The organism is Sphingobium fluminis, assembly GCF_037723805.1.
GTDB lineage: Bacteria > Pseudomonadota > Alphaproteobacteria > Sphingomonadales > Sphingomonadaceae > Sphingobium.
This window is the reverse complement of the sequence record NZ_JBBJUK010000002.1, coordinates 623914-642026: the sequence shown is the minus strand read 5'-3', so window position 1 is coordinate 642026 and position 18113 is coordinate 623914. Positions and strand designations below refer to the sequence as shown.

Genomic DNA, 18113 nt, shown 5'->3' with positions numbered 1-18113 from the left:
ACTCCACCACATATCCCAAAACCAAGCACCGCAGCCAACCAACGCAAACCCGTGATTACAAATCATCCGGGAAAGCAGCGTTGCCAAAACAGATCACGCGCCGTCCTGTCATCAGGTCTGGCGCAGAGCGAATCGTAGCGCAATCCTGCGCCAGACGGGCCAGCCCGACCCTAATTATGAACCCCGTCTGCCTGCGCCCGATAATAAGCCAGTCGCGATGCCAGATCCCCAACACGCAACTCCAGCCGATGGTCATCAGAATCCAAGACATAACGCGATGAACCCTCGCTCTTGGATTGTTTCCACGTCGCCGTCGTTTCGACGATCCGGGTGCACAATCGCGTGAACGCCTCGACATCTACATCATAGTGGGTGTCGTCACTACGCGGCAGGACGCTTTCATCTCGCTACAGGCATAACCACAGGCTACCGCCTCCAAATAAGCCCCATCCCCATCGGGCGCGCAGCCGACATCCCGGAATATCGCAATAGAAGGCGACAAATCAATCGACGTGCGAAACCGCAAGGATCAGATGGTTGAGCCCGCATATCGCCATACAGAAACGCCCTTCAATGACCTCTATCAGCCCAGCGCGATCATCGATATCTGCCGGCCATAATCGCTCTCGCCGCGATGGCAGGAACGGCGATAGCTGAAAAAGCGGTCGGGTTGGCTATAGGTGTCCTCGTCCAGCAGGCTTATCCGTTCGATCCCAGCACCGTGCAGGCGCGAGGCGACGTAGCCTGCAATGTCGAACTGACAATGTCCGGCGCGCCCGGCAGTGAAGAAGCGCCCGTTGTCGGGATCGTCGCGTTCGAAGCGCTCGGCAAAGGCCAGTTTCACCTCATAGGACAGCCGGCCGATGCATGGCCCGATCGCGCAGGCGATCCGCTCGCGCGCCGCCCCCAGCGCTTCCATCGCGACGATCGTCCGGTCCGTGATGCCGCCGATCGCGCCCTTCCACCCCGCATGCGCCGCGCCGACGACCCCGGCCACCGGGTCCGCGAGCAGGACAGGTACGCAATCCGCCGTCAGGATTCCCAGCACCAACCCTGAACATGCCGTAACCATGGCGTCCGCAGCCGGCCGCGCGTCCTCGGCAATTGCGTCGTTCACCGTAACGACATCAGCGGAGTGGACCTGCCGAACGGTCACCAGCGCCGCGCTCGCCATCAGCGCCTCGCACGCGAGGTCCCGGTTCCGCATGATCGCCTGGCGATCATCCTGCGACCCCAGCCCGACGTTCAACCCGGCATGTACGCCGATCGAAACACCGCCCTGCCGTCCCGCAAAACCGTGGGGCACGCCCGCCAGTGCGTCGGCCCGCAATAATTCGATCATCCTCGTTGCTGCTCCACTCATTCCGACCGCTCATGTCTCATCCGCGCAACATACTTGCGCGGGCCGGATTAGGCGATAGTCTCCCGCATCATGGTTAGTCGGGGTGCGTCGGTCGGCGTCCTGCCGACGAAAAGAACGAGACAAGGGGTCCAATCATGATTTTCGGGCGCATCAAGCCGCTGGACGCGATATTGGCGACAGCGGCGAAAAAATCGCTGACGCGAACGCTGGGTCCGGTGCAACTCACGCTGCTGGGCATCGGCGCGGTGATCGGCACCGGCATCTTCGTGTTGACGGCCGCTGCCGCGCAAAAGGCCGGTCCGGGCATGATGTGGAGCTTCATCATCGCCGGAGCCGTCTGCGCCATCGCCGCGCTTTGCTATTCGGAACTGGCCTCGATGGTGCCGGTGTCGGGATCGGCTTATACCTATACCTATGCGGTTGTCGGCGAACTGCTTGCCTGGATGGTAGGCTGGGCGCTGATCCTGGAATATGCCGTCGCCGCCAGCGCGGTTTCGGTGGGCTGGTCCGGCTATTTCATGGGTCTGCTCAAAAGCGTGACGGGGCTGGAAATACCAAGGGCCCTGGCGTCCGGTCCGGTCTGGACTATGAACGGCCTGGTCCCGCACGCGGATTTCAGCATGGGTATCATCAACATTCCCGCTATCTGCGTCGCACTCGCTATCACTTGGCTGCTCATGATCGGGACGACCGAAAGCGCGCGCGTCAACGCGGTGCTGGTCGCGATCAAGGTGACGGCGCTCGCCGTCTTCATCGCGCTGACGCTGCCGGTGCTCAAGACCGGCAATTTCTCGCCCTTCACGCCGCAGGGCTGGTTCGGTCCCGAAGGCACCAGCGGCATGGGCGTTGTGGGCGCCGCCGCGTCCATCTTCTTTGCCTATGTCGGCTTCGACGCCGTTTCGACCGCAGCGGAAGAGACCAAGAATCCGCAGCGTAACGTGCCCATCGGCCTGATCGGCAGCCTGGTCATCTGCACCATCTTCTATCTTCTGGTAGCGGCGGGTGCGATCGGTGCGATGGGTGCGCAGCCGGTCACGGGACCGGGCGGCGTCATCGTACAGCCGGGATCGGCCGGCTTCGTCGCTGCCTGTGCTACGCCTGCCTATGCCGAAAGCCTGGTCTGCTCCAACGAAGCGCTGGCGCATGTCCTGCGCGTCATCAACTGGCCCATGGTCGGTAACGCACTCGGCCTGGCAGCCAATCTCGCGCTGCCGTCGGTCATCCTGATGATGATGTTCGGTCAGACCCGCATCTTCTTCGTCATGGCGCGCGATGGCCTTCTGCCCGAGAAGCTCGCGAGCATTCATCCCAAGTGGAAGACGCCCCATATCGTCACGATGGTGACAGGCGTGTTCGTCGCCATAGGCGCCGCGCTGCTACCCGTGGGCCAGCTTGCCGACATTTCCAATTCGGGCACCCTCTTCGCCTTCTTCATGGTGGCGGTGGCCGTGCTGGTGCTGCGGATCAAGGACCCGACCCGGCATCGCCCGTTCCGCACCCCGGCGATCTTCGTCGTCGCGCCGCTCTCCGCGGCGGGATGCCTGTTCCTCTTCTTCAACCTGCCGGTCGATGCGATGCTTGTGCTCCCGCTGTGGGGGGGGCTCGGTCTCATAATTTATTTCCTATATGGCTACCGCAAGAGCCATGTCGGGCGTGGCCTGTTCGATACGCACGAACAGGATGCCGATGCGCCGCCTGTGCCGGTGCCGCCGCTACCCGGCGCGCCTACGCCGGGCGGCCGCGACGCCTGAGCCTGAGAGGGGCGGTCCACGGGGCCGCCCCTTTTTTCATGAGGCGACGGTTTCGAAATCCGGATCACGCAGCGCATCGCGGCGGGGCCGGGTGAACAGGCGCCCTCGCTCGGTCCATGCGACGATCGACAGAGCCGCAACGCCAAAGCACAAAAATCCAAAAGCGAGCGGGAAGGTGGTGCCGTCGAACGCACGACCGACAAGGCCGCCCAGCACACTCGACACGGCAGTTGTGAGGAAGGACTGAAAGGAGGACGCCACCCCGGCGCCCCGGCCGAACGGTTCCATCGAAATAGAGCTGAAATTCGAACTGGTGAAGGCAAATGAGACCAGGGTCAGCGACTGGAGCACGACAAAGCTGGCGACGCTTTCCCACCCCGCCCAAATGACCGAAAGATGGACCAGCGACAGCGCGATCAGGCCGAAGAGCGCGCCCTGGCTCAGCCGCCGCGCCCCGAAACGCGATACGAGCCGGCTGTTGATCAGGCTGCCGACCCCCATGCTGCCCGCCATGATGGCAAACGCCAGCGGGAAATAACGCTGGTTATGAAAAACATCGAAAAAAATCTGCTGCACCGACAGAATGAAGGCCAGGATGACCGACATCATGATCCCGCTCGCCAGCATGTAGCCGATCGATTCGCGAATGGTGAAGATGCGCCCCACGGTCGTGAGGATGGCATGGACACTGATCGGCATCCGGTTCTGAGGCAGCAAGGTTTCGGGCAGGCGCACCAGCATCCATGACAGGATCATCGTCGCCAATATCGCCAGCGCCCAGAAAATCCAGCGCCACGGCGCGATCCACAGGATGAGTTGACCGAAACTGGGCGCGATGACCGGAATGAGCATGAAGATCGCGAAGATCAGCGACATGACGCGCGCCATGGCGTCGCCCTGAAAGCGGTCGCGCACGATGCTGACCGTGACGACGCGGCTGGCGCCGGCGAAAAAACCCGCCGTCACCCGGCCGATGAGCAACATGGTAAAACTGTGCGCGCTCGCGCAGGCGACCGACGACAGGATGAACAGGGCCATGGCGATGCCCAGAACCCGCTTGCGGCCGAACCGGTCGGACAGCACGCCAAACAGCAGGGATCCTACTCCCAGCCCCATAAAATAGAGGCTGATGATCAGCTGGCGGTCGTTGGGATGGGGAATGCGCAGGTCACGGGCAATGTCGGGGAGCGCCGGCAGCATCGGATCGATCGACAGCGCGTTCATCGCCATCAGGCAGGCGCATAGCAGCACGAATTCGCGAAAGTGAATGTCCCGCTTGGGCGGGTGTGCGACGTTGGCAGGATCGGACATGCGGCCGCTATGGGGCGATTCACCGGGCCGCGCTACCCTCTAAACCGCACCCTGCGCGCTGCACCCCAGGCTACGTTAACCGTTTTTGTGCCATCTTCGTCGGTGCGAGGCCTGATTTTTATACCGGGCGCGTTAACCATTTTTTAGCGCGGGCCGGTCCACCCTGTCCCTTGTCGAAATCCATATAGTCGAAATCGATACAGGGGGTCGTCATGGCGAACGGAAGCAAGAGCGCACAGTTTCTGATGGAAAGCCGGTTCTCCGGCGAGGATTATGGTTCGGCCGAAGCCTGCTTCGACCGGGGCGTCGCCTATAGCTGCGGCACTGGCGGCATGCCGATCGATCTGGTCGAGGCCCATAAATGGTTCAATCTCGCGGCTGCGCGCGGTAGCGAGCAGGGGCAGACGATGCGGGCGGAAATCGCCGGGGAAATGACCGCGCGCGAAATCGCCGAGGCGCAGAAACAGGCGCGCGCCTGGATCGTCGCGACCCAGAGGCGCGCCGCCTGACGCTTCAGCGTTCGATCTTTTTGAACGGCGTCCGCTCAGCCAGCCATTCGCGGTCGTTTTGAACACAGGCCCTTTCGGCCTCCAGAAAGCCGGCAACGGCGCGGCGGAAGCCCGGGTTGGGGATATGGTGCGCCGACCAGGTCGGCTCGGGCGCATAACCGCGCGCCAGTTTGTGACTGCCCTGCGCGCCCGCTTCCACCCGCCCAAGTCCCAAGGCGATCGCGACGTCGATCGCCTGATAATAGCATAGCTCGAAATGGAGGTTGGGCACCTCTTCGCTACATCCCCAATAGCGCCCGTAAAGCGCCTCCCTGCCGATCATGTTGAGCGCACCGGCAATCGGCCGCCCGTCGCGCAGCGCCAATATCAACAATATCTTGTCCCCCATCGACTCGCCCAGCAGGGAAAAGAAGGCGCGGGTCAGATAGGGCTGCCCCCATTTGCGCATGCCGGTGTCCTGATAGAAATGCCAGAAGGCGTCCCAGTGCGCCTCCGTCAACGCGGCGCCGGTCAGATGGACGATCTCCAGCCCCTCGACGGCCCGCGCGCGCTCCTTGCGGATGGTCTTCCGCTTGGCGCTGGAAAGCTGCCCCAGAAAATCCCTGAAATCCCGATAGCCGCGATTGGTCCAGTGAAACTGGCTATCCTCGCGGATCAGCCAGCCGGCCGCCTCGAACAGCGGGACCTGGCCTGCCTCGATGAAGCTGGCGTGCGCCGATGATAATTGGTTGCGCTCGACCAGCGCCTCGACGCCCCCAATCAGTGCAGGGGCAAGGGCGTCGTCGCGCAGCAACAGGCGAGGGCCGGGCACCGGGGAAAAAGGCGATGCGATCTGGAGCTTGGGATAATAGCGCCCGCCCGCCCGTTCCCATGCGTCGGCCCAGCCATGGTCGAACACATATTCGCCCTGGCTATGGGTCTTGGCATAAAGTGGCGCCGCCGCTGCGACCTGGCCATCCGCTCCGTCGATCAGCAGCGGCAGCGCTTGCCAGCCGGTGCCTGGCCCGACGCTGCCCGATTTTTCCAGCGCGGTCAGGAAATCCCAGCCCACGAACGGATTGGCGTCACCCGCGCACGCATCCCATTGCGCGCGTGGGACGTCGGCAACGCCCGCCGCGATGCGCGCGACGACATCAGTCATGGCCATGCTCGAAGATGATCTGGTCGGCATGATCCGCGGCCGTTCTGCGATCCTGCGCGTTGCGCACGGTCCATGTCAGCACAGGCAGCCCCCGCCGACGAAAGGCACAGGCGAAGGGCGAGGGAAGGTCGCGAATGTCACAGGCAAGGAAATCGGGCCTCGCCAACCAAAGTGCAAGGGCGCGCGACAGGCGGCCGCGCCAATTTCCCTTCCCCTGCTGCGTCACCACGAGGCCGCGCGTCACTTTGGGCGCATGACGCGCGAACCACCGCACGGCTAAGGGGTTGAAAGACATCACCGCTGCCGGCGCATCGCCATTTCTGCCAAGGTCTGCCGCAATCGCCTTACATAGCGGGGTGACCCGCCATCCGTCGACCTTGATCTCGACCAGCAGCGGCGTCGCGCGACCGCATCGCGCCAGCAAGGCAGCAAATCGCGGCGGCGCGGCGCCATCGGGCAGCGGCATCGCGTCGAGTTCGGCTGCCGTCAGATCGGCAACACGTCCTGCGCTTCCAAGCAGCCGTGTCAGCGTCTCGTCATGATAGATGATGGCCTCGCCATCCCGGCTCAACCGCACGTCGCATTCGATGCCAAACCCGGCGGCAATGGCCGCGTCGAACGCGGCCATGCCATTTTCGCTCAGGCCCGGCCCGTGCAAACCGCGATGCGCGAATGGCCGCGCCGTCAGAAAGGCGCGATCCGCTTCAGGCCGCCGGCCGGACAAGCACGACCGCGTCGATCTCCACCGCCGCGCCGAGCGGGAGCACCGGTACGCCTACGGCGCTGCGCGCATGGCGGCCCCCGTCGCCGAATATCTCGACCATCAGGTCCGATGCGCCATTGGCCACTTTGGGCTGGTCGGTAAAGCCCGGCGTGCTGCTGACGAAAGCGCCCAGCTTGACGATCCGTTCAACCCGGTCGAGGTCGCCCAGCGCCGCCTTCATCTGCGCGATCAGGTTGAGCGCGCAGGCCCGTGCGGCCTTCACGCCATAAGCGAGGTCGCGGTCCTCGCCCAGCCGGCCAGTCATCAGTTCGCCATCGTTCAGCGAAATCTGCCCTGAAATATGAAGCAGGCCATTGACCTCGACCCATGGCACATAGGTCGCGACGGGCGCAGCCGGCGCGGGCAGGGTGATGCCGAGTTCGGCAAGGCGGGCGTCGATGCTCATGCGGGGGCTCCATCAGTCTGGGAAGATCGGATCGGTGCCGGGTCGACCGGTGCCGGCCCTTGCGCCAGCCGCTCGACGATCCAGCGTTCCGCCAGTGCCCAGTCGTCGATCCGCGCATGGGCGGCGGGGCAGGGCGGCACATTGGCGGCAATTTCCGGTTCGCCGACCAGATGCAGCCGCCAGACCGACGGCGCATGCTCTGCCACCGAGTCATGATTTTCGGCGATATCGTCGATGAACAGCGTGACGCCGGGGCTGCGCTCAGCGACGATCCGCGCCAGTTGCGGCCCTTTGCCGCCCCGGTTCCAGAACACCGGCACATGCAGGCCGTGGCTGGCGAGCTGTTCCACGCGCCCCTGCGCATGCTCCTCGCCGATATTCGTCAGCACGACGATGTCCGCGATCGCGGCGAGCCGGTGCATGGCCTCGATCGCGCCGGCGATCGGCGACTGGCGGTGCATTTCGGAATCGAAGAAGGCGACCAGCAGCTTCCACACCAGCGCGCGCTCGACCGGTTGCCCGCTATCCTTGTGCCGCAGGGCGTCACCGAACCCCTGCATGCGGAAGTCGAAATGCACGCCATGGACGTCATCGAGCCAGTCGCGAAACGGCACCACCATGTGCAACAGCACCTCGTCGCAATCGGTGACGATCAGCGGCCGGGTCATCGGGTCAGTTCCTCCCGCGCGGCGATCAGGGCCGATGGTGTCGAATCGATCGCGTCGGCGCAGGCGATGAGATCCGGCTCGTGATCGGCGAGGAAGGCCAGCACTTCGGCCAGGATGGCCGGATTGTCGATGCCGCCGCGCAACGCGTCCGCATCCAGCCCGGTCAGCGCGAGCAGCCGGTCGGCGCGGCGCTCATCGGCCAATGTCCAGCCAAGCGCCATCAGCGCCAGCGTCACCGCATCTGCGCCATCGCGCTTGCCATTCGGAATATCGGGTCGCATGATCGGGCCTTGAACGAGGAGGCGGCGGGACGGGGCGCGTCCGGCGGTTTTATTTTTCCGGAAGCGAGTGACTGGTGACAAAGCGCGTGCTCGTTGTCGAGGACAACGAACTCAATCTCAAACTTTTTTGCGATCTTCTGCGCGCGCACGGGCATGAGGTGCTGCCGGTGCGCGACGGCCGCGACGTGGTGGAACTGGCGCGCGACTTTGGTCCCGACCTCGTCATCATGGACATTCATCTGCCCCATGTCAGCGGCTTCGACCTCATCATATCTCTGAAAGCCGACGAGGGGCTGTCGCGCGTACCCATCATGGCCGTGACCGCCTATGCCGGGAAGGGCGATGAGGATCGTATTCGCGAGGCCGGGGCGGAAGCCTATGTCTCCAAGCCGATCTCGGTCCTGCGCTTCGTCGATCAGGTGAACGCGCTGCTATAATAGAGCACGCAGCCAACGCTAAAAGGCCCGTTCCCTGTGCGGGGCGGGCCTTTGCCGGATGAATCAGATCAGGCGCGCGAGCCGAACGGCCCGCAGCGGCTTATTTGATCTTGGCTTCCTTGAACTCGACATGCTTGCGCACGACCGGGTCATATTTGCGGAAGCTCAGCTTCTCGGTCTTGGTGCGCGGGTTCTTCTTGGTGACATAGAAGAAGCCGGTGTCAGCCGAGCTGACGAGGCGAATCTTGACGGTTGCTGGCTTGGCCATGGCCCTAATCCCTGGTCGGAAATTGCGTAAATAGAAAAGCGGTCCCCACATCGGAAAGGAACCGCCCGTTTCAGCAGCGGCCCTTGGGGCAGATTCGCGATCCTGTCAAGGCGAACGCCATCGCTCCCCCTCGCGTGTCAGGCTTTACGCCCCCTTAACTACCAGGCGCGCATACTGTGTTTCGGGACTACAGGACGGGGGAGCAATCCCATGAGACATGACGCGATGCTGGCCATTTTTGCGGATCTGCTGCGGCGGATCGACGGGCTTGCCAACCAGCGCGGCCATCTTTCCGTTCCGCGCCTGCATGACGAGGTCGACCAGATCCGCCATATCGCGCGCGCTTTTCATATCGACGACGTCGAATCGCTGGCGGGAACGCTGCAATCGGCATTGTCGCTGCATGGCCTCGGTCCTGTCGTCCTTTCCTATCTCGACCTGATGCGCGAGGCGATCGCGGAGGATATGCCGCCGGTCGAGCTGCTGACCTTGCCCATGATGATTCAGCTATCGCCCGGATCGGGAGCGGCGCTGCGCGCCTGAGCGCGCTGGCCAACCCGCATGGACGCGCTCCTCATCGCCCTGCTAGGCTGCCTGCTCGGCGAGATCGGCGATAAAAGCCAGTTGCTCGTGCTGGCGCTGGCCGCCCGCTATGATCGCAATGGCGCGGTCATCGCCGGGATCATCGCCGCCGCCATCGCCAATGCCACTCTGTCCGCCGCCGCCGGTGCCTATCTTGGCCCGATGCTGGGTGCTGACGCGCGGCTATTGTTTCTCGCGCTTTCGCTGCTGTTCCTGGGTGCAGGCATGTTCTGGCCGGTCAAGTCGCCCGACCCGCTGGCGGGATGGCCGATCGGCGCTTTCCTCACCACGGCGCTGGGGCTGTTCATCCTGGGGTTTGGCGATGGCCCGCAATTCCTGATCTTGGGGATCGCCACTCATAGCGCCAATCCTGCGCTCGCGGCGATCGGCGGCGCCGTAGGGGTCATCGCCGCATCGGTGCCCGTCGTCCTGCTGCGCGGCCATATTTTGGCTATCCTGCCCGTGCGCGCGATCCGGCTTGGCGGAGGCGTCCTGCTTCTGTTGGTCGGCGCGATCTCAGCTCTGTCGGCGCTCAGCCTCTTCTGATCGAGACGCTTCATCAGACTGAACGAGAATTTACGCAAGGGAATCGCGACTGGGGTGGCACCAACTTGACGCCGGATCATTATATGTCCGAAACCAGTTTCCCCAGCAGGAGCATTTCGCATGACCGCGCCCGATCTCAAGACGCCCACCGATCTCAAAAGCAATGCGACCAGGTCCGTGGCCGAGGCTTTGAACGGCGTGCTTGCCGATAGCTATGCGCTGTATTTCAAAACCAAGAATTTCCATTGGCACGTGTCAGGCCCGCATTTCCGGGACTATCATCTGATGTTCGACGATCAGGCGGCGCAGATCCTGGCTACCACCGACCTCATCGCCGAGCGCGTGCGCAAGACGGGCAATACCACGCTGCGTTCGATCGGGGATATTTCCCGTCATCAGACAGTAAAAGATAATGACGCCGACTATGTCAGCCCCGGCGACATGCTGAACGAATTGCGCGAGGATAATCTGCGGCTGGTCGAGGCGCTGCGCGCTACCAAAGCCGCCGCGCAGGAAGCGGGCGATAATGCGACCGAGGGTATCGTCGACGACTGGACCGATCAGGCCGAGGAACGCGCCTGGTTCCTGTTCGAAGCCGGGCGTAACGGTTAAGCCTCGTTGAACATGCCGTCACCCTCGCCGGCGTGGGGGTGACGGGATCATTTTTCCGAAATTGCGTCGATCGCCACGATCTCGATCGCGTTATCTTTATCCGCAAAATCGAGGCACTCGCCGACTTCAGCGTCCATCATTGCGCGGGCGAGGGGCGAGGTGAAGCTGATCCGCCCGTCATGGGGATCGGCTTCGTCATCCCCGACGAGAGCAATGGTCTTCTCGCGCCCGTTTAACCGATAAGTGACGTGTGCCCCAAAGGTGACGGACTGGGCATTGGGCACGGGCCGCACCTCCGCCGTGGCCAGCCGCGTGCGCCAGTAGCGCAGTACGCGTTTGTGCTTCTTGCCGTCCTCTTCGGGCCAGCCATCGGTCGAAACCGCCTCCAGCGCTTCCACCTTCTCCCGAATCAGCCGCAATCCGCGCGCCGTGACCCAGTTGGGGCCCGGCGGGATCGGCAACTCGAATTTGGGCTCCATATGCTCGTCGTCGCTCTCGCGACGAAAGGCGACGCTCATGGTCTAATCCTCATCGAACAGGCCCGCGAGCTGCTCGACCATCGTTCCGCCCAGTTGCTCGGCGTCCATGATCGTTACCGCCCGCCTGTAATAGCGCGTCACGTCGTGGCCGATGCCGATCGCGACCAGTTGCACCGGCGAGCGATTCTCGATCCAGTCGATCACCTGCCGCAAATGCCGTTCCAGATAGGTGCCGCTATTGACCGACAATGTACTGTCATCGACGGGCGCACCGTCGCTGATCACCATCAGGATACGGCGTTCCTCGTGGCGCGCGAGCAGGCGGCTATGCGCCCATAACAGCGCCTCGCCGTCGATATTCTCCTTGAGCAGCCCCTCGCGCATCATCAGGCCCAGATTCTTGCGCGCGCGCCGCCACGGCTCGTCGGCCTTCTTGTAGATGATATGACGCAGGTCGTTGAGGCGCCCCGGCATCGCCGGCCGGCCGGCGGCGAGCCAGTCCTCCCGGCTCTGCCCGCCCTTCCACGCGCGCGTGGTAAAGCCCAGTATCTCCGTCTTGACGCCGCAGCGCTCCAGCGTGCGCGCCATAATATCAGCGCTGATCGCCGCGATGCCGATCGGCCGGCCGCGCATGGAGCCGCTATTGTCGATCAGCAGCGTGACCACGGTGTCGCGAAATTCGGTGTCGCGCTCGATCTTGTAGGACAGCGAACGCGTGGGATCGATGACGATGCGCGCCAGCCGCGCCGCGTCGAGCATGCCTTCGTCCTGATCGAAATCCCAGCTGCGCGACTGCTGCGCCATCAGCCGCCGTTGCAGCCGGTTGGCGAGCTTGGTCACCGCCCCCTGAAGCGTCACCAGTTGCTGATCGAGAAAGCCGCGCAGCCGCAGCAGTTCGTCTTCGTCGCACAGGTCCGTCGCTGTGACGATCTCGTCATGTTTGGCCGAATAGGGTTTGTAATCGAAGCCGGGCGGCAGGTCGGACAGTGGCCGGTTGGGCCGGACGGGCATCATGCCTTCTTCGCCCATATCCCCGCCGCCATCCTCGCCGTCAGCGTCATAATCGTCGCTATAGTCGGTTTCGCCCTCTTCGGTCTCGCCGCCCTCATCCTCGGCGCGCGCCTCGGCATTCTGGTCATCGTCGCCGGGCTGATCCTCGCCCGAATCGCCGTCGTCCTTCTGCTCTTCCTGGTCTTCACCCTCGTCGGGTTCATCCGGCTCGTCGGTTTCGGGCGGCACGTCGGCGTCGATCAGCGCGAGATGCTCCAGCATCGCGGTGGTCAGCTTCTGAAAGGCGCGCTGGTCGTCGATGGCGAAGCTCAAGGCGTCGAGATCGGCACCGGCCTTGTCCTCGATCCACTGGTCGATCATCGCCATCGCCGGCGCGACCTCTTTCGGCGCGGGCTGGCCGGTCAACCGCTCGCGCACCTTCAATGCCAGCGCCGTGGACAATGGCACCTCGTCGGCGGATCGCGCCCGCCGCATCGGATCGGATTTCAGCCGCATCGTCAGCGCTTCATTGAGATTGGCGCGCACACCCTCCATCTGGCGCGATCCGATCGCCTCGACCCGCGCCTGCTCGACCGCGTCGAACACCGCGCGTGCGACCGCTTCGCCGGGTGCCGAGCCGTTGTGAACCTTCGGATCATGATGCCGCAGCCGCAGCGCATGGGCATCGGCAAAGCCCCGCGCCAGTGCCACCTGTTCGGCGGGCAGCGCGCGGCTCGGCGTCGGCACCTTGATCGCCTTGCCCGCCATATGCGGCGCGTCGGCGGTGAAGCCCACCTCTACTTCGGCGTCGCGCGCGATCGATCGCGCCGCGCCTGAGAGCACATCCTTGAAGGCGTCGAGAAGCGAGCGTTCGGTCATGGTTCGAGCAATATGTCCCGCATCGCAGCGCGGGCGGGTGTATCGACGCCCAGCACCTGCTCCAGATAGGCTTCGACCCCGCCATGCGTGGCGTCGAGGGTCTCGAACAAGGTCTCGATATACAAGGCGTCGGCAGTCAGCACCGGGGCGATAACTTCCTTCATCGTGCGGTGCGCATGGGCGAGCCGGCTTTCGCCCAGCGACAGCCGCCAGTCCCAGTCGGCATGGGCGTTGGTGAGCATATAATCCTCGACGATCGTCGCCCGCGGCACGCCCAGCGCCGCCAGTATGAGCGCCGCGCCTACGCCCGTGCGGTCCTTGCCCGCCGAACAGTTGATGAGGATCGGTACGCGTCCCGCCAAAATCTGGTCGAACATCGCGCGGTAGGAGGGCGCATATTCCATGGCAATCTCGCGATAGAGCGCGATCATCGCCTGCCGCATTTCCTCCTGCGTGACAGCCTTGCCCCGCAACATTTCGCCCAGCACGCCGGTCGACGTGTTGAAATCGCGGCAGTGATAATCGACATCGTCCCCATGCCAGCGCGTCGGTTCTTCCCTGCGCTCGCTCGGGCGCCGGAAATCGCAGATCGCGCGGATACCGAGCGCACGAAGCTGATTGGCATCCTCGTCCGTCAACAACGACATGGTGCCACAGCGATAGAGCATCCCCCGCCGCACTGTCCTGCCGTCGGTGGTCGCATAGCCACCGAAATCGCGCAGGTTGAACGCGGTGGCGATCGGCACACGCCGGTCATGGGGCGTGGCGACCCCCAGGGTCATCCCGCCTTGCCCACGACGCTTTCGGGCAGGTCCTTGCCGAACACGCGCTGATAATATTCGGCCACCAGCGCCCGCTCCGCCTCGTCGCATTTGTTGAGGAAAGACAGGCGAAACGCAAAACCGACATTCTTGAAGATCAGCGCATTTTGCGCCCAGCTGATCACCGTGCGGGGCGACATGACCGTGGAAATATCGCCATTGACGAAGCCCTGCCGGGTCAGCTCCGCCACCTTGATCATATTCTCGACTTCCTTGCGGCCGCCTTCATGATCATATTCGCCCGACTTGGCGAGCACCACCTGCGCCTCTGTCGCGGCCGGCAGATAATTGAGCGCCACGACGATGTTCCAGCGGTCCATCTGGCCCTGGTTGATCTGCTGCGTGCCATGATACAGGCCGGTGGTGTCGCCCAGGCCGACCGTATTGGCGGTCGCGAACAGGCGAAAATTGGGGTTCGGCCGGATCACGCGATTCTGGTCGAGCAGCGTCATCTTGCCATCGGTTTCCAGCACGCGCTGGATCACGAACATCACGTCGGGACGGCCGGCGTCATATTCGTCGAAGACGAGGGCGACAGGCCGCTGGAGCGCCCAAGGGAGAAGGCCCTCGCGAAACTCGGTGACCTGCTGGCCATCCTTGAGCACGATGGCATCGCGCCCGACAAGATCGATACGGCTGATATGCGCGTCGAGATTGATGCGGATGCACGGCCATTTGAGGCGCGCGGCAACCTGTTCGATGTGGCTCGATTTGCCGGTGCCGTGATAGCCCTGCACCATGACGCGGCGATTATAGGCAAAGCCCGCCAGGATCGCGAGCGTGGTGTCGGCATCGAACACATAGGCTGGATCGAGATCGGGCACGCGCTCGTCGGCCTGGCTGAACGCCGGCACCTTCATGTCGATATCGACGCCGAACAGCTCGCGCACGTCCACTTCGCGGTCGGGCTTTTCGAGCAGCGTATCTGCGCGCGTATCTGGCTGGACGTTCGAAATCTCGGTCATACAAGTCATCTTCCTGCGAGTCACTCCAGCCCCTAACCGATGGGGGAAGGGTGTGTCGATAGAGTGGGGCCTGTATCTCTAACGATCAAGCGGCCCATTCGGCCAGATTGGCTTCCTGTCCGATCAGCGCCAGCCCATGGGCGATCGACGTCAGTTCGCCTCCCGTTGCGATCCGTTCAGCCCCGAAGCGCGCCACGAAGATGGCGCGGATCGCCGGGATCAGCGACGACCCCCCGGTCAGGAAAACCCGGTCGATGGCATCCGGCGTGACGTTGGCCCTGGCAAGCGCGCGGTCCACCGTCGCCTCGATCCGCTCGATATCGGGCGCGATCCAGCGTTCGAAATCGGCGCGCGGCACTTCGACCTCGATCGACAGGTCGCCGCCTTCGAAACGGAACGGCGCGGCATCCGCCACCGACAGCGCACGCTTCAACCGGCCCACCGCATCATAAAGCGCATAGCCCAGTTCCTTTTCGATCACCGTGATCATCCGGCCGATCGCCGCGCCGTCGCCCGCATTTTTCTGCAACCGCGTCAGTTCTTCCAGCGTCCGCCGGTTGCGCATCAGCGCGAGGCGCGACCAGTCGGCGAAATCGGCGAAATAGCTGCGCGGGATTTCCAGCGTCTTGCCGAAACTCTGATAGCTGCCGCCCTTGCCCAGCATCGGCAGGACCAGCTGGTCGATGATGCGATAATCGAACCGGTCGCCCGCAATGCCGATGCCGGCGGAGCCGAGCGGGACGCAGCGCTGCTGCGCCCCCGGGGCTTCCACCCGCACGATCGAAAAGTCGCTTGTGCCGCCACCGAAATCCGCGACCAGGATCGTCGCTGCTTCGGTAAGCCGGCTCGCATAGCTGAACGCCGCGCCCAATGGCTCATAGACATAATGAACCTCCGTTCCGAACCCTGCGAACATCGCGTCATAGCGCTTGCGCGCCAGCGCCTCGTCAGGGCGCGATCCGGCATATTCGACCGGCCGGCCGACGACGACGCGGTGCGGCCGGGCATCGAGCGCACCACCGGCATGAGCGACCATCCGGGCCAGAAACATCTGCCCCAGTTCCTCGAACCGGAAGCGCTTTTCAAAGACGTTCGCGCTATCGAATACCGGACTGGCCGCGACCGATTTGAACGACTGGAGGAAGCGGCTGTGTTCGGGATAGTCCATATATTCCGCGATCGCCCAAGGGCCTGCTTCATGCGCCAGCCCGCCCTTGACGCCATCCTCATGCCAAAAGCACAACGCGGAGCGAAACACCGGGCCTGCGGCACGCGCGCCAGCGAAGTCGATGAGGTCCGACTGTCCGCCGGTGGCGATGGCCGCGACGCTGTTGGTCGTGCCGAAATCGAGGCCCAGGGCTCGGGGGGCGGTCTGCATGGGCGGTTCTCCGGGAGGGCGGGGCCTATGGCAGCGGACGACTGCCATGACAAGCCCGCCGCCCGGCGCGCTTCAAACGAACGCCGACGCCTTGCGCAAATGGCCATAGGCCGCGATCACGCTTTGCAGCGCGCCTTCATGGCTGCGATCGCCGCCATTATGATCGGGATGATAGCGCCGCAGCAATTGCGTGTAACGCTGGCGCAGCGCGCGGCGGTCGGCGTCGACGGACAGTCCCATGACGCTAAGCGCCTTGCGATCCTCGGTCGACAGGAAAATGCCGTCCTGCCGGACTTGCGCATCGGCCCGCGCCTTCGCCGTGCGCGCCCTGAACTTGGCTCCGATGGCGTCGAGCGGATCGGCAAAGTCAGACCATTTGGGCGGCGGGCTGTGCGCGTTGCTGGAAAAGGCCCGCGTCTCGCGCTCCCATCCCGCAAAGGGCCGTTGCGCAGCGGCGATCTCGTCCGGGGTCATGCCGGTGAAGAAATTATAGCCCTGATTGAATTCGCGCACATGATCGAGGCACAGCCAGCGCCAGCGCGGCCCCTCCTGACGCGAGGAATCGCCATTCAGTGCGGGCGCGCGAAACTCCCCCGCTTCCGGGCATCCGTCGACCGAACAGGCGCGGTCGCTTTCCACCCGCCCGTGGAATCGGTTGAAGCGGCGGTTCGAGAAAGGGTCGGTCGACACGTCTGTCCTGATGCAAGGCGCGGCAAAGCGTCTATATAGGGGGCATGACCCAGATTCTGAAAGGCCCCGTGGCCACCGAAATAGAGGCCCGCCTCCGCGCGGCGCTGGACCCCGAACAACTCGCCGTGATCGACGACAGCGAAAAGCATCGCGGTCATGCCGGCCATGACGGCTCGGGCGAAAGCCATTTCACCGTGGAGATCGTCTCCGATCGCTTCGCGGGCGAAAATCGCGTCGCGCGCCAGCGGCTGGTCAACGCCGCGCTCGCGGACCTGTTACGGGACAAGGTGCACGCCCTCGCGATCAAGGCCCGCGCGCCCGGCGAATAGACAAGCCGCGCCGTCTCTTCCTCATGAATGGATGCATCATGACCCTCGACGATCTCGTTCTCCAGACGATCACCCCCACCACCCATGATCTGGGCGATTTCAAGGTGCACCGGTCGCTGCCGGTGCAGGGGCGCACCATGGTCGGCCCGTTCATCTTTTTCGATCAGGCCGGCCCTGCGAAGTTCGGCGCGGGCGAAGGCATCGACGTGCGGCCCCATCCGCATATCAACCTCGCCACCGTCACCTATATGTTCGAAGGCGCATTCCTGCATCGCGATTCGCTGGGGACCGAGCAACTGATCGAGGCGGGGGCGGTCAACCTGATGACGGCGGGCAAGGGCATCGTCCACTCCGAACGCTCGCCCGACGCCGAACGCGACAAACCGTCCAAACTCTCCGCGATCCAGACTTGGCTCGCCCTGCCGGACGCGCGAGAGGAGATGGACCCGGCCTTCGAGCATGTCGCCGATGACCGGCTGCCGGTGATCGATGGTGGCGGTGCGCGTGCGCGCATCATCATGGGGTCGCTCTGGGGCGAGCGCGCGCCCGTCACCACCTATGCCGACACCATTTATGCCGACATCCAGCTTTCGCCGGGCGGCGGCATTCCGATCGATCCAGCCGCGGACGAGCGCGCCATCTACGTCGCGGGCGGGGACGCCGCGCTCGACGGCGTCGCCCTGTTGCCCCAGATACTTTATGTCTTGCGCCCCGGCATCCGCGCCACGTTGACGAGCGTCGATGGCGGGCGGGTGATGCTCTGCGGTGGCGAAGCGTTTAAGACACCGCGCCATGTCTGGTGGAATTTCGTGTCCTCGCGGCACGACCGGCTGATGCAGGCGCGCGAAGATTGGGACGCGATGCGCTTTCCGCTGATCCCCGGCGACGACAGCGAGTTTATCCCGATCCCGCAAGGCCGGCCCAAAACGGTCAGCTATCCCTGA

At 64.0% G+C, this 18113-nt stretch carries 22 protein-coding genes; 8 read left to right on the top strand and 14 right to left on the bottom strand.

Going from position 1 to position 18113, the window contains the following annotated elements; translation table 11 throughout:
* Positions 1 to 583 precede the first annotated feature (583 nt).
* Positions 584 to 1342, bottom strand: a complete 759-nt coding sequence (gene pgeF / locus WG907_RS09310) for a peptidoglycan editing factor PgeF (protein WP_340232461.1) — start codon at positions 1340 to 1342, stop codon at positions 584 to 586.
* Positions 1343 to 1497: 155 nt separating this feature from the next.
* Between pgeF and WG907_RS09305 the strand changes: the two genes are divergently transcribed.
* Positions 1498 to 3114 (top strand): amino acid permease, encoded by a 1617-nt coding sequence (locus tag WG907_RS09305; protein WP_340232460.1) that lies wholly within the window; start codon positions 1498 to 1500, stop codon positions 3112 to 3114.
* A 36-nt stretch (positions 3115 to 3150) separates the two neighbouring features.
* Here the strand turns inward: WG907_RS09305 and WG907_RS09300 are convergent, their stop codons facing one another.
* Positions 3151 to 4425 carry a multidrug effflux MFS transporter gene (locus WG907_RS09300; protein ID WP_340232459.1) on the bottom strand — a complete coding sequence of 425 codons (1275 nt, stop codon included), beginning with the start codon at positions 4423 to 4425 and terminating at the stop codon, positions 3151 to 3153.
* A 212-nt stretch (positions 4426 to 4637) separates the two neighbouring features.
* On the opposite strand from WG907_RS09300, the gene WG907_RS09295 reads away from it, so the two are divergent.
* Positions 4638 to 4934 carry an SEL1-like repeat protein gene (locus WG907_RS09295; protein WP_340232458.1) on the top strand — a complete coding sequence of 99 codons (297 nt, stop codon included), beginning with the start codon at positions 4638 to 4640 and terminating at the stop codon, positions 4932 to 4934.
* A gap of 4 nt (positions 4935 to 4938) precedes the next feature.
* Here the strand turns inward: WG907_RS09295 and WG907_RS09290 are convergent, their stop codons facing one another.
* The 5 genes from WG907_RS09290 to WG907_RS09270 all read right to left on the bottom strand — a co-directional run bounded on the left by WG907_RS09290 (position 4939) and on the right by WG907_RS09270 (position 8193).
* Entirely contained in the window at positions 4939 to 6075 is a 1137-nt protein-coding gene (locus tag WG907_RS09290; RefSeq protein WP_340232457.1) for a GNAT family N-acetyltransferase, read from the bottom strand.
* Positions 6068 to 6703 (bottom strand): glycerophosphodiester phosphodiesterase family protein, encoded by a 636-nt coding sequence (locus WG907_RS09285; protein WP_445326795.1) that lies wholly within the window; start codon positions 6701 to 6703, stop codon positions 6068 to 6070. Before WG907_RS09285 ends, WG907_RS09290 begins: the two co-directional genes overlap by 8 nt.
* Positions 6704 to 6779: 76 nt before the next feature.
* On the bottom strand, positions 6780 to 7244 hold the full coding sequence (locus tag WG907_RS09280) for a RidA family protein (RefSeq protein ID WP_340232455.1): 465 nt from the start codon (positions 7242 to 7244) through the stop codon (positions 6780 to 6782).
* Positions 7241 to 7912, bottom strand: coding sequence for an HAD family hydrolase (locus WG907_RS09275; RefSeq protein ID WP_340232454.1), 672 nt, complete (start codon positions 7910 to 7912; stop codon positions 7241 to 7243). Before WG907_RS09275 ends, WG907_RS09280 begins: the two co-directional genes overlap by 4 nt.
* Positions 7909 to 8193: a DUF3572 domain-containing protein gene (locus tag WG907_RS09270; protein WP_340232453.1), complete on the bottom strand. Its 285-nt coding sequence runs from the start codon at positions 8191 to 8193 to the stop codon at positions 7909 to 7911. Before WG907_RS09270 ends, WG907_RS09275 begins: the two co-directional genes overlap by 4 nt.
* Positions 8194 to 8267: 74 nt before the next feature.
* On the opposite strand from WG907_RS09270, the gene WG907_RS09265 reads away from it, so the two are divergent.
* Positions 8268 to 8630 (top strand): response regulator, encoded by a 363-nt coding sequence (locus tag WG907_RS09265; RefSeq protein ID WP_340232452.1) that lies wholly within the window; start codon positions 8268 to 8270, stop codon positions 8628 to 8630.
* Positions 8631 to 8730: 100 nt separating this feature from the next.
* On the opposite strand, the gene rpmG is transcribed toward WG907_RS09265, so the two are convergent.
* Positions 8731 to 8898 carry a 50S ribosomal protein L33 gene (rpmG, locus tag WG907_RS09260; RefSeq protein ID WP_007687342.1) on the bottom strand — a complete coding sequence of 56 codons (168 nt, stop codon included), beginning with the start codon at positions 8896 to 8898 and terminating at the stop codon, positions 8731 to 8733.
* A 210-nt stretch (positions 8899 to 9108) separates the two neighbouring features.
* Between rpmG and WG907_RS09255 the strand changes: the two genes are divergently transcribed.
* The 3 genes from WG907_RS09255 (at position 9109) to WG907_RS09245 (ending at position 10638) form a co-directional block, all read left to right on the top strand.
* Positions 9109 to 9441 carry a hypothetical protein gene (locus tag WG907_RS09255; protein WP_340232451.1) on the top strand — a complete coding sequence of 111 codons (333 nt, stop codon included), beginning with the start codon at positions 9109 to 9111 and terminating at the stop codon, positions 9439 to 9441.
* A gap of 18 nt (positions 9442 to 9459) precedes the next feature.
* On the top strand, positions 9460 to 10026 hold the full coding sequence (locus WG907_RS09250) for a TMEM165/GDT1 family protein (protein ID WP_340232450.1): 567 nt from the start codon (positions 9460 to 9462) through the stop codon (positions 10024 to 10026).
* 120 nt (positions 10027 to 10146) lie between these two features.
* Positions 10147 to 10638: a Dps family protein gene (locus WG907_RS09245; protein WP_340232449.1), complete on the top strand. Its 492-nt coding sequence runs from the start codon at positions 10147 to 10149 to the stop codon at positions 10636 to 10638.
* Positions 10639 to 10685: 47 nt separating this feature from the next.
* On the opposite strand, the gene WG907_RS09240 is transcribed toward WG907_RS09245, so the two are convergent.
* The 6 genes from WG907_RS09240 to WG907_RS09215 form a co-directional block, all read right to left on the bottom strand.
* Positions 10686 to 11156, bottom strand: coding sequence for a GreA/GreB family elongation factor (locus tag WG907_RS09240; RefSeq protein WP_340232448.1), 471 nt, complete (start codon positions 11154 to 11156; stop codon positions 10686 to 10688).
* Positions 11157 to 11159: 3 nt separating this feature from the next.
* The gene (cobT, locus tag WG907_RS09235; protein WP_340232447.1) at positions 11160 to 12986 is read right to left on the bottom strand and encodes a cobaltochelatase subunit CobT; all 1827 of its coding nucleotides are present in this window, start codon (positions 12984 to 12986) and stop codon (positions 11160 to 11162) included.
* A complete protein-coding gene (locus tag WG907_RS09230; RefSeq protein ID WP_340232446.1) occupies positions 12983 to 13768 on the bottom strand; it encodes a tyrosine-protein phosphatase in 786 nt (261 codons plus the stop codon). Before WG907_RS09230 ends, cobT begins: the two co-directional genes overlap by 4 nt.
* Complete coding sequence (gene cobS, locus WG907_RS09225; RefSeq protein ID WP_340232445.1) at positions 13765 to 14772, bottom strand: cobaltochelatase subunit CobS; 1008 nt, start codon at positions 14770 to 14772, stop codon at positions 13765 to 13767. Before cobS ends, WG907_RS09230 begins: the two co-directional genes overlap by 4 nt.
* An 85-nt stretch (positions 14773 to 14857) precedes the next feature.
* The gene (locus WG907_RS09220) at positions 14858 to 16150 is read right to left on the bottom strand and encodes an Hsp70 family protein (protein WP_340232444.1); all 1293 of its coding nucleotides are present in this window, start codon (positions 16148 to 16150) and stop codon (positions 14858 to 14860) included.
* A gap of 72 nt (positions 16151 to 16222) precedes the next feature.
* Positions 16223 to 16840 (bottom strand): J domain-containing protein, encoded by a 618-nt coding sequence (locus WG907_RS09215; protein ID WP_340232443.1) that lies wholly within the window; start codon positions 16838 to 16840, stop codon positions 16223 to 16225.
* A 44-nt stretch (positions 16841 to 16884) separates the two neighbouring features.
* On the opposite strand from WG907_RS09215, the gene WG907_RS09210 reads away from it, so the two are divergent.
* On the top strand, positions 16885 to 17169 hold the full coding sequence (locus WG907_RS09210) for a BolA family protein (RefSeq protein ID WP_340232442.1): 285 nt from the start codon (positions 16885 to 16887) through the stop codon (positions 17167 to 17169).
* Positions 17170 to 17207: 38 nt separating this feature from the next.
* Complete coding sequence (locus tag WG907_RS09205) at positions 17208 to 18113, top strand: pirin family protein (RefSeq protein ID WP_340232441.1); 906 nt, start codon at positions 17208 to 17210, stop codon at positions 18111 to 18113.